Raw genomic sequence first — 11,317 nt, forward strand, 5'->3', positions numbered from 1 at the left:
CTCGCCCGTGACTTCCCGTTCCGCCCTGATAGCGGCTGTCGCCGCCACCCTGCTCGCCCTGCCGGCACATGCCGACGGCCCCTACCGCAATCCGGACAACAAAAGCGTCTATGACGCCAGTGAAGGCACCTACCCCGTGCCCTACAAAAAGCCGACCGTGGCAGAAATTACCGCCGCCCTGAACCGCATCCGCGGCTACATGGACGCCACCACGCCCACCCGCGTGGTGCACAAGGACAGCGGCGTCCAGATCAGCGACTTCAGCAAACCGGCAGCCGACGCCATCGTCGAGCCCAGCAGCGCGGAATGGGGCATCCAGATTTACGAAATGGGCATCGTGCATGCCGGCCTGATCAAAGCCGCTGCCGCCACCGGCGACCGCAAGTTCACCGCCATGACCGCGCGCCACTTCCAGTTCATGGCCGACAAACTGCCGTATTTCACCGCGCAGGAACAGCAGTTCCACCTGCAGCGCAACAACAGCTTCGCGCGCGTGCTGGAACCGCGCTCGCTGGACGATGCCGGCTCCATGTGCGCGGCCATGATACGCGCGCACTTTGCCAACGTCGGCCCGGACATGCGCCCGTTCATCGACGTGTGCAGCAACTGGGTCTATAAAAAACAGTTCCGCCTGCCGGATGGCACGCTGGCCCGCCAGCGTCCACAGGCCGTGTCACTATGGGCCGACGACATGTACATGGGTGTGCCGGCGCTGGCTGAAATGGGCCACCTCACCGGTCAGCAGGAATATTTCGACGACGCCGTGAAAAACGTGATGCAGCTGACACAGTACCTGTTCAACCCGCAACTGGGCCTGTACACCCACGGCTGGAGCAGCAACAACCCGGACGCGCCGCGCTTCTATTGGGCGCGTGCCAACGGCTGGGCGGTGCTGACCATGAGCGACCTGCTGGACGTGCTGCCCAAGACCCATCCCGGCTATCCGAAAGTGCTGGCGCAGCTGCGGCTGGCGTTGCGCGGCATCGCCGAACAGCAGTCCGGCACCGGCCTGTGGCACCAGATGATCGACCGCCACGACTCCTATCTGGAAACGTCCGCCAGCGCCATGTTCACCTACGTGATAGCGCACGCCATCAACGAAGGCTGGATCAGCGCCGCCACCTACGGCTCCATCGCCCAGGCCGGCTGGGTCGGCCTGAACACCCGCATCAACGCGCGCGGGCAAGTGGAAGGCACGTGCGTCGGCACCACCCTCGCCAGCGACCACATCTACTACTACAACCGTCCGACCAGCGTCGATGCGCTGCACGGATACGGCCCCACCCTGCTGGCGGGCGCCGAAATGATCCGGCTGCTCAACAATCCGCAGATCGACATTCAGGTACGCCTGCGCACCTACCACTACGTGCCGAAAGATGCCGGCGCCACCAACTACAGCCATGAATAAGAGAGGCCCCGCCATGCGTCCCCTGCTCCTGCCCATCGCCGCGCTGCTCGCGGGCGGCGCCGCACAGGCCGCCGAACAGGCGCGCATCACCGTCACGCACGACCTCAACCTGGCGCGGCCCTCGGAAACCATTGCCGTACCGTGGAGCGAGATCAACCGCGTGCTGCCGGGCGCCCTGATCCAGAAAATCGCCGTCAAAGACAGCCAGGGCAAGCTGCTGCCCTACCAGGTCAGCAACATCGCGCCGCAGGCCAAAGACCCCAAAGGCATCGGCGCCGCTTACGGCGAACTGTACTTCCAGCACAGCTTTGCGGCGGGCGAAACACAAGCCAGCTTCACCGTCGAGAAGACCGACGTCGTCACGCCGCCGTTCCCCGCGCAAACCTACGCGCGTTACATCCCCGAACGCCTGGACGACTTCGCCTGGGAAAACGACCACGTCGGCCACCGCACCTACGGCCCGGCGCTGGCCGCGCCGGACAGCACCGGCAGCGGCAAGGAAGTGCTGGTAACGAGCGGGTTGGACATCTGGTTCAAGCGCGTCAGCTATCCCATCGTTGACCGCTGGTACAACAAAGGCCACGACCACTACCACCATGACGAAGGTGAAGGCATGGACATGTACAACGTCGGCAAATCGCGCGGCGCCGGCGGCACCGGCGTGTGGGACGGCAAGCAGCTATATGTCGGCCGCAATTACGCGTCATGGAAAGTGCTGGCGAACGGCCCGATCCGCAGCGTATTCGAGCTGAGCTACGACGCCTGGGATGCGGCGGGCACCAAAGTCAGCGAAGTCAAGCGCTTCACCATCGACGCCGGCCAGGACTTCGACACCATGGACAGCACGTTCAGCTTCAGTGGTCCGCAGCAATTACTGGTAGCGATAGGCCTCAACAAAAAGCCGGCCGACAAAAACCAGCAAGAAGAAATTGCCGTCGAACGCCAGGGCGCACTGTTGACGCAATGGGTCACGCAAGCCAGCAAAGGCGCGTTCGGCACCGCCATCGTACTGCCGAGCGCGACCAACATCACTGGCGACGCACTGAACGAGCTGATCCTCGCCCCCGTCGAATCCGGTAAACCGCTGCGCTACTACCTGGGCGCGGCCTGGGACCGCGCCGGCCACGTAACATCGTCCGCCGAATGGCAAGCAAAAGCCCGCCTCATGGCCGCCCGCGCCAGCCACCCCCTGCAAACCACCGTCACGCCCTAACTCCGGGGTCAGGTCCGTCTTTTCTACACGGGCTGGGCTGTAGCGCGCGTTACGGTTGAGTTCGTGTAGAAATGGCGGACCTGACCCCGGATTTTGTTACTTCATGGTGTAGCTTTGCTGGGCGGTGTCGACCGCGTAGTTGTTGGCGGTGTCCCAGTAGGTGAAGTTGTAGCGGACGACGTCACCCGCCTTCAGGCCGCTGGCGGTGTAGCTGTTGACGCCGCCCGCTTGCGTCATCCGCACGTTCAATTGACCGCCGTTGTTGACGCTGTAGTGCACGTCGGCCCAGCTGGAGCTGTTGACGGAGAATTTCAGCATCGTCGAGCTGGTCTGCGTCACCGCTGGCGCCGGCGTTGGGGTCGGAGTCGGCGTTGGGGTTGGGGTCGGCGTTGGGGTCGGAGTCGGTGTCGGGGTTGGGGTTGGCGTTGGTGTCGGAGTTGGCGTCGGTACGCCGCTATCCCAGACGATGTCGTCCACCGACATCTGGAACGCTGACTGCGGCAAGGCCGCGCCATCGCTGGCGATCTGGAACAGGTCGAGCATCGATTGCAACGCGACCTTCGGACCTGCCAGGTCGGTAATCGGTATCGTTGCCGTGCCCCATTCACCATTCCGCACCAGTCCATAGGTGGTGGCATTGGCCGGGAATTTCACCGAGTTCTGGTTGGTGTACGTGTCCTGGATCCCTACCGTGAACGCGACATTGGCGGGAATCTTGATCTTCAGCTTCATATTGCCATTGCGGAAGCCGCTCATGTCGCGCGCCTGCCGCGATTCGACGCTGCCGCCAAACCACGAGCCCGGTGTGTTGAAGCTCCACGACAGCGCATTCGCGCCTTCATACGGCGCAATATTGCCGGGCGTTGTGGAGGCGTTGTTCCACACGAACACGTCGGACGTGGTGCCTGCCTGCAGTTTGTTGTTGACCACGGTGTTGTCGGTGAATACGCCAAACTTGCCCACTTCCGGCGGCGTCTGGTTGCCCAGTTTGACCGCGCCTTTGCCGTCCAGCTGGTAGACGCGCACATAGTCAACATACATGGTGCCCGGCAGTGGCGCCGTGACCTGGCCCGGTGTCGCCGCATCGGTGAAGTTGCCGCCGACGGCCAGGTTGAACAGCAGGTAAAACGGCGCCTGCAGCGCAGTCGAATTGACTGGCAACGGGCTGTTGTACATATCGTACTCGAGGCCGTTGTCGATCACGGTGAAGCGCATCTGGGTGTCGGTCCAGTAGAAGCGGTAGATCACGAAACGGTTGGCCAGCGATTGCGCCGGCGTGTACCAGTTCTTGGTCTGCCATGCGGTCGAGGCCGCGCAGCTTTCATTGCCCGTCACGCAGGCGGCCTGCTGCCAGGTGATGACGTTGGAGCCGACAAAGTTGTCGATGCCCGGCGTTGGCGTGCCCGCCGCAGCCCGGCTACCGGCCTTGTGGCCCATTTCCATGATGTCGATTTCGCCCTTGCGCGGCCACGCCTGCGGGCTTACGCCCAGCATCCACGCCGCCGGCCACAGGCCCGTGCCCAGCTGCGGCGTGGCCATGCGGATTTCCACCATGCCGTACTGCACTTGCACCTTGTTGAAGGAATCGATCTTGCCCGAGGTGAAGACGTTGCTGCCTACGGTCTGGTTGCGCGCCTGGATCGCCAGTGCGCGCGTGTTCGGCTCGAACGGCACGTTGACGATCGACAGGTTGTTCGGACTGTAATACTCGAGCTCCTGGTTGCCGTAGCCGCACAGGTTGATCTGGCAGCCATTGCCATCATAGGTGGTCCACAGGCTGGTGTTGAGCGCCGTGGCGTTGAACTCTTCCGACCACAGCAAGGCACCAATGACGGGACTGGTCACGCTGGCCATCGCCGGCACGGCATACGCCAGCGCAATGCTGGCAGCGACAGCGGATAAAACGCATTTCTGGTTTTTCATTTTGTCTCCCTTATCCACACTCCGAACAAATTGGAAACGATTCCAATTGCGAATCCAAAATATATTCCGATAAATATTTTTTGTCAACGAAAGCGCGCAACGGTGCACAATACGGTACTTAATAAATAGACAGCAGTCCGACAATTCCGTATGCTTTCAAACGCAATTCCCCTTGCTATCAGGAATGGGGACTCTTTTACCGGTTACTTGTGCGCGATTTCATTTTCTCTTTTGCTGGCTGTGCCAGCTGGCGCCGCCTGCTGAGCGCACATCTTGCGGCAGTCCTGCTGTCGCTGACTTCCCTTGTCCAGGCCGCCCCTACGCCATGGCAAAAACTGGCGCCCGTGATGTTCGAGCACCTGTCCCCGGCTGAGCGCGGCTTTCCCAATCCCATCACCATGGCAATCGCGCAGGACGGCGATGGCTATATCTGGTTTGCCACCCAGTCCGGCGTGGGCCGCTGGGATGGCTACCGCATGCGCAATTTCTTCTTCAAGGCGGATGATCCCTACTCGCTGCCAGGCGACTTTGTGCAGACGCTGCATGTGGACCGCCAGGGTCGTCTGTGGCTGGGCACCACCACTGGCGGCGTGGCCATGTATGACAAGCGCCATGAGCGGTTTGTGCGCTACCCGGCCGGTCCGCACGGTCTGCGCAGCCCCGCCATCAGTGCCTTGGCCGGCGATGACCGCGGCGGCATCTGGGTCGGCTCCGCTGCCGGGCTGGACTATATCGACACTGCACGCGGCGGCGCCATCCACCACGTAGCGCGTGAAGCCAGCGCAGTCGGCGGCGCCCGCAGCGAGCAGATACGCGCCTTGCACATCGACCAGCTGGGCGATCTGTGGGTCGGCTCAAATGCGGGCCTGTCGCGCCGCGACCGCAACAGCGGCAAGTTTGAAGACCTGCCGCTGGCCAATGGCCGCAGCGACGCGGTACTGTCGCTGGCCAGCAATGCCAACAACGAAATCATCTTTGGCACGCTCAGCAGCGGCATCGGCGTCGCCCAAGCCGGCGATGGCGCCCGCCTGCTCACGCTGGACCAGGTCCGGGATGCCGACAACGCCATGGTGCTGTCGCTGACCGAAACCGTCCCTGGCAACTGGTGGGCGGCCACCTATGGCGGCGGCCTGATTGAATTTGACACCAATGGCCACGGCCGCCGCATCACGCACCGCCCTGCCATGGCCATCAGCCTGGGCCATGACCGCGTGGCGGCCGTGCTGCGCGATCACAGCGGCCTGGTGTGGGTGGCCAATGAACGCGGCGTGGACATCCACAACCCCGCCAACCGCACGGTCGAAACCATCCTGGACGGCGCCGACCTGACCGAAATTTCCGCCTTTGCCTTTATGCGCGATGCCGGCGGCCGCCTGTGGGTGGCGCTGGGCGACCAGGGCATCGATCTGATCGACGCCGAAGGCAACCGCACGGCCGGCCTGCGTCCCAATCCGGCGCAGCCGGACAGCGCGCTGCCCAAGCGCCTGATTCTGGGCATGGCCGAAGCGGAGCCACAGGAAGCCTGGATCGCCACCGCACTGGGCCTGTACCACACCAGCGGCAAGGGCAGCCGTGTCAGCCGCGTGCCGCTGCCGCTCGGTGATCCCTACCCCCGCATCGGCACCATTGTGCGCCAGGGTGACACGCTGTGGCTGGGCGTGAATGCCGGCCTGATGCGCTACGACCTGCGCACCCGCAGCGCCCGCCTGTATGTGCAAGGCCCAGCCACCAGCGGCGGCCTGAGCGACAACCGCATCACCGTGCTGCGCGTTGCGGCCGACGGCGCGTTATGGATCGGCACGCGCAACGGTCTGAACCGGCTGACGCCCGGCAGCGGCCAGATCGAGCAGATCCTGCCCGGACCATCGTATGCCACCTCCTTGCCATACAGCGTCGTCGCGGCACTGGCGTTCGATGACCAGGGCCGGCTATGGGTGGGCAGCCTCAACAACGGTATTGCCATCCTCGAAGGCCGCAATGCGGACGGCACGCGCCGCTTCCGCCGCATCAACATTGCCAATGGCATGCCCAGCAGCAGCATCACGGCACTGCAAGCCGACCAGGCCGGCCATATGTGGGCCTCGACCTCGGACGGCATCGCCACCATTGACACCACCACGCTGCAAATCCATGTACTGGACCGGACTGCCGGCCTGGTATTCCAGCCCTACATCGTCGGCGCGGTCGGCCTGACCGCGCAATCGGACATCGTGTTTGGCACCTCGGGCGGCTATGTGGTGGTCCAGCCCCAGCTGCCGCAGCCATGGCGTTACCAGCCGCCGCTGGTCATCAGCGCCATCCATGTGGACCGCGCAACCGTGTCACCGGTGCCGCTGACGGAAGCCAATGCGCCAGCGCTGGACATCCCGCCTGGCACCCGCAAGGTCGAGGTGGAAGTTGCCGCCCTCGACTACTCCGCCAGCCAGCGCAACCGCTACGCCTTCCGCCTCGACGGCTATGACAAGGACTGGGTGGAAGCCGACGCCAGCCGCCGCAACGCCACCTACGCCAATGTCCCGCCGGGCACGTATCGTCTCTACATGCGCGGCAGCAACCGGGATGGCGTGTGGAGCCCGCATGAACTCAGCATGGAGCTGCGCTTCCTGCCGGCCTGGTACCAGACCTGGTGGGCGCGCCTCGGCGCGGCGCTGGCCGTGCTGGCCACCGGCTGGGCCATCTACCGCTGGCGCGTCCGCAATCTGCAGCAGGAAGTGTATTCGCGCACCCTGCACCTGGAGCGCGTGCACGCCATCGTCAAATCCATCAACGACGAGCTGGATTTCGACGCGCTGCTGCACACCATCCTGCGCGAATCGAGCGCCATCGCCGAAGTGGGCGTCGCCTACGCGCTGATCTGCGAAGCGCCGGGCGGGCCGTTGGCGATCCGCGCCAGCTGGGGCCACGATGCCCTGCCCTCGGCGCGCGCCGGCATGTCGCTGGCGGCGGCGCAAGCGCAGTTTGTCGACGCCGCCACCATCATCATGCCCGACATGTTCCTCAAGCAGAGCACCATGCTGGCCGTCCGCATCCGCGTCGAGCAGCAGGTGCAGGGCTATCTGGTGTTCAAGCAAAGCACGCCGTTTGCGCGCAAGGACCTGGAGATGTTCAAGGCGCTCAAGGAGCCGTTCGTGTCGGCCTTCCAGAAAGCCAGCGCGATCAGCGCCATTCAGCGCGCCCGCGCGGACGCCGAAGCCTCGACCCGCGCCAAGAGCGAATTCCTGGCCAATATCAGCCACGAGATCCGCACGCCGATGAATGCCATCCTGGGTTTTGCCGGCCTGGGCACACAGCTCGACTTGCCCGCCAAGCCGCGCGACTACTTCACCAAGATCGGCCGCGCCGGCCAGAACCTGCTGAGCATCATTGACGATGTGCTGGACTTCGCCAAAATCGAATCGGGCAAGCTGCAGCTGGAGGCCGTACCGTTTGACCTGGCGGAAACGCTGGCGCAGATTGCCGACCTGTTCTCGTGGCGCGCAGCGGAAAAAGGACTGGAGCTACTGGCCTGGGCCAAGCCGGACGTACCTTTATACCTGATCGGCGATCCGCTGCGCTTGAACCAGGTGCTAGTCAACCTGGTCGGCAACGCGCTCAAGTTCACGGCACGCGGCCATATCGGCCTGCGCGTGGAGCTGATTGAAACCGCGCCGCAACTGAGCGCCCCGGTACGCCTGCGCTTTGTGGTGGAAGACACTGGCGTCGGCATCAGCACCGAACAGCAGGCACGCCTGTTCCACGCATTCTCGCAAGCCGACACCAGCACCACGCGCCTGTACGGCGGCACCGGCCTGGGGTTGGCGATCTCGCAGCAACTGGTGCAAGCCATGGGCGGCATCATTGCGATCGACAGCGTGCCAGGCCACGGCAGCCGTTTCTATTTTGAGCTGACGCTGCACCGCCAGCAAACGGCGGCGCCACTGCTGCCGGCGCCTCCAGCGGAAGCGACTGGCAAGCGTGTGCTGGTGGTCTACGATAACGTCATGGTGCGCGACATGCTGGAACAGCAGTTGCGCAGCGATGGCTATTCCGTGTACACCGTCGGCAGCGCCGGCGCGGCCCAGGCTTATCTGGGTCAGCACTCGGTCGATCTGGTCTTGCTGGACTGGGACCTGCCCGTCATGACAGGCGGCGAGCCTGTACACCGCATCCATGAGATGGCCGCCCATGCGCAGGTGCCGGTGGTACTGATGATGACCGAATTCGCCCGCGAAGCCGCAGAGCGCGCAGCCAGCGACAGCCAGATCAGCGCAACGCTGGCCAAGCCGGTCAATCCCACACAGCTGCGCGAGGCCGTACTGGTGGGCCTGGGACTGGCAGCACCGGCACATCCAGCGACCCTGACCGCACCGGCACTGTCGGAGACGGCGCAGCGCATTGCCGGCGCACGGGTGCTGGTGGTCGACGACAACGTCATCAACCAGCAGGTCGCGCGCGAAATCCTGCTGCGTGCCGACGTGCAGGTGGACATCGCTGGCAGCGGCGCGCAGGCGCTGCAGATGGTCGACCAGAACAATTACGATGCGGTCCTGATGGACATTCAGATGCCAGGCATGGACGGTCACGAAGCCACCGCGCGCATCCGCTCGAAAGAGACGCACCGCGCGCTGCCGCTGATCGCCATGAGCGCGCACGCGGTGGCCGGCTTCCGCGAAAGCAGCCTGGGGATGGGCATGAACGACTACGTTACCAAGCCGATCGATCCTGAGCGTTTGTTCAGTGTGCTGGCCCAGCAGATACGCAGCGTACCTGCGCGGACGGCGAGCGCGCCAGTGACGATGGCCAATCAGGCGCCGATACTGGCAGCAATGATGTTCGACGCGCCAGTCATTGCCGGCATCGACATGGCCGACGCGCTGGCCCGCCTGGGTGGCAACCAGCAACTGCTGAACGTTCTGCTGGAGCGTTTCGTGCAGGACTTCGCCGCCAGCGCCGAACGACTGATGGCGGCCATCGAGCATCAAGCCTTCGACAGCGCGGCACTGCTGGTGCACAAGGTGCGCGGCGCGGCGGGCAACCTGTCGATGCAGGAGCTGCACCAGGCCGCCAGTGAACTGGAGCAGTTGCTGCTATCGCCGCAACGTGCCCAGTACAGGGAAGCGCTGGCGGCGTTTAACGCCGCACTGGCTTTGGTGATCGACGGCCTGCAGGCAGCGGAGGACGCCGAGCTGGATCACAGCGCGTCGGTTTCGCCGTAACGCAGTTCGACCATGGAGCGCGCACCGCCGCGCGCTGGACCGCAGCCGCAGATCGCCACCACGGCATGGCGCAGGTGGTCCAGACCCAGCTCCTGCTCGATATCAACGTCATTGATGGCGGCCGTCACAAACGCCGGCAACCCGGCTTCGGCGGCCAGCAGGTAGAAGGTCTGCGACAGGTGGCCGGTATCCAGCGCCAGTGCGCGGTAGGCCTTCTGGTGATTGCGGTACTTCCAGAAACTGCGCTCCATGCGCGCCACCATCACCACCTGCAGCGGCGCATCCGCCAGCCAGTGCTGGTCTGCCAGCATCTGTTTTGCCAGCTCCGCCGCTGCCGCGCTGTCCATGGTGCGTACAGGCCGCAGCTCGTGCTCAATCGGATGGTAGTGATACAGGCCGGGCGTCACGCCGTCCACGCGCTGGGCCAGCACGAACGCCTCGACCGGATGCAGGCCGCCGCCGGAGGGACTGGTCTTCTTCAATACCGAGGCATGTGGTCCCACCATGCGTACTTCCTGCGCACCAAAGGTCCGCTGCAACAGGCGCGCGGCGACAGCCAAAGGAATGCTGGCCTGCAGATCGAAATTGCGTCCGGTGTAGCGTTTGAACAGCTGCTCGTCGAGCAGGCCGCTGCGCACCGCCGGCAGTTTTAATGCGCCCTCGGCCGGCAGGTCCAGCGTGGGTGGCGGCGGTTCGCCAAACATCTCCAGCAGCGCCTGGAAGCTGGGCGCCTCCATGCCGTTGTCGCTGCTGACCTCACGCCAGCGGCCGAACGTGTGCGTCAGTGCGGACAGCGGCCGCCAGTGCGTGGCGCGCAGGGTGTCGTCGCGCGCCTGGGCGTCGGCATGCTCGGGACTGTCGCCAATCAGCAGCCCTTGCTTGAGCAAGCTGGCGATGGTCGCCTCACCGTAGCGCTGTTCGGCCTCGGCGCATGTGGTCCACACCGTGTGACTCAAACCGCCCAGCGCCGCCAGTTCCTCCGCGGTCACAGCCAGCTCCTGATCCAGATGGGGCGCCAGCGCCAGCCACTGCGTGGTGGCCGCCAGTGCGCTGCCGCCAGCCAGCACGGTACGCCAGTCTATCGATAACTTCTCCCGCGATTCCATGTACAGCACAGCACAACGTCGTAGCTTCATGATTTGTCGTTTCCGCTCAAGTAGGGTGTTACGAGTCTAGCCTAAGGATGGCAGAATTTGCAACGATTACGCTTGGCAAAAACATAAGTTTGACGTAGCATGGCTTGGCGTATGCGGCGGCGGCTTGCTGTGTACGCCTTGTTCATCATTTCAATCAAGGGCTTATCACTATGCACACTACCAGCGAATTGAGTTCCATCCTTGACAAACTAGCCAACGACAACAAGTTCCGCGAGCACCTGCTGGCTGATCCGGTTGCCGCATTGGCCGCCATTGGCATCACGTTGTCCGCTGACCAGGTTCCTGAAGAGCGCAGCCTGCCATCGCAAGAAGAAATCGCCGCAGACAAGGATGAGCTGATGCACAGCCTTGAAACCACGGCCACCATGCTGCCATTCCTGCTGTCCGGCGCGCTGGTTCCAGCCTGATTTCCTGCAATCCC

The 11,317-nt window shown here is 64.0% G+C and carries 6 protein-coding genes; 4 read left to right on the forward strand and 2 right to left on the reverse strand.

The genetic code is table 11. From position 1 onward, the window contains the following. Window positions 1–7 precede the first annotated feature (7 nt). Window positions 8–1,408, forward strand: coding sequence for a glycoside hydrolase family 88 protein (locus tag GTP58_RS22615; RefSeq protein ID WP_161079377.1), 1,401 nt, complete (start codon window positions 8–10; stop codon window positions 1,406–1,408). A gap of 13 nt (window positions 1,409–1,421) precedes the next feature. Further along, window positions 1,422–2,621 carry a DUF4861 family protein gene (locus GTP58_RS22620; RefSeq protein WP_161079378.1) on the forward strand — a complete coding sequence of 400 codons (1,200 nt, stop codon included), beginning with the start codon at window positions 1,422–1,424 and terminating at the stop codon, window positions 2,619–2,621. Between the two features lie 96 nt (window positions 2,622–2,717). On the opposite strand, the gene GTP58_RS22625 is transcribed toward GTP58_RS22620, so the two are convergent. Further along, the gene (locus GTP58_RS22625) at window positions 2,718–4,544 is read right to left on the reverse strand and encodes a family 16 glycosylhydrolase (RefSeq protein ID WP_161079379.1); all 1,827 of its coding nucleotides are present in this window, start codon (window positions 4,542–4,544) and stop codon (window positions 2,718–2,720) included. A 209-nt stretch (window positions 4,545–4,753) separates the two neighbouring features. Between GTP58_RS22625 and GTP58_RS22630 the strand changes: the two genes are divergently transcribed. Further along, a complete protein-coding gene (locus tag GTP58_RS22630) occupies window positions 4,754–9,739 on the forward strand; it encodes a response regulator (protein ID WP_161079380.1) in 4,986 nt (1,661 codons plus the stop codon). Here GTP58_RS22630 and GTP58_RS22635 read toward each other — a convergent pair. Beyond that, a complete protein-coding gene (locus tag GTP58_RS22635; protein WP_161079381.1) occupies window positions 9,715–10,875 on the reverse strand; it encodes a putative peptide maturation dehydrogenase in 1,161 nt (386 codons plus the stop codon). The genes GTP58_RS22630 and GTP58_RS22635 overlap by 25 nt on opposite strands. A gap of 170 nt (window positions 10,876–11,045) precedes the next feature. Here GTP58_RS22635 and GTP58_RS22640 point away from each other — a divergent pair, with 170 nt between their 5' ends. Beyond that, a complete protein-coding gene (locus tag GTP58_RS22640) occupies window positions 11,046–11,303 on the forward strand; it encodes an NHLP-related RiPP peptide (RefSeq protein ID WP_161079382.1) in 258 nt (85 codons plus the stop codon). Window positions 11,304–11,317: the final 14 nt, after the last annotated feature.

The sequence above is a fragment of the Duganella sp. CY15W genome, from assembly GCF_009857555.1.
GTDB classification, from domain to species: Bacteria; Pseudomonadota; Gammaproteobacteria; order Burkholderiales; family Burkholderiaceae_D; genus Rugamonas; species Rugamonas sacchari.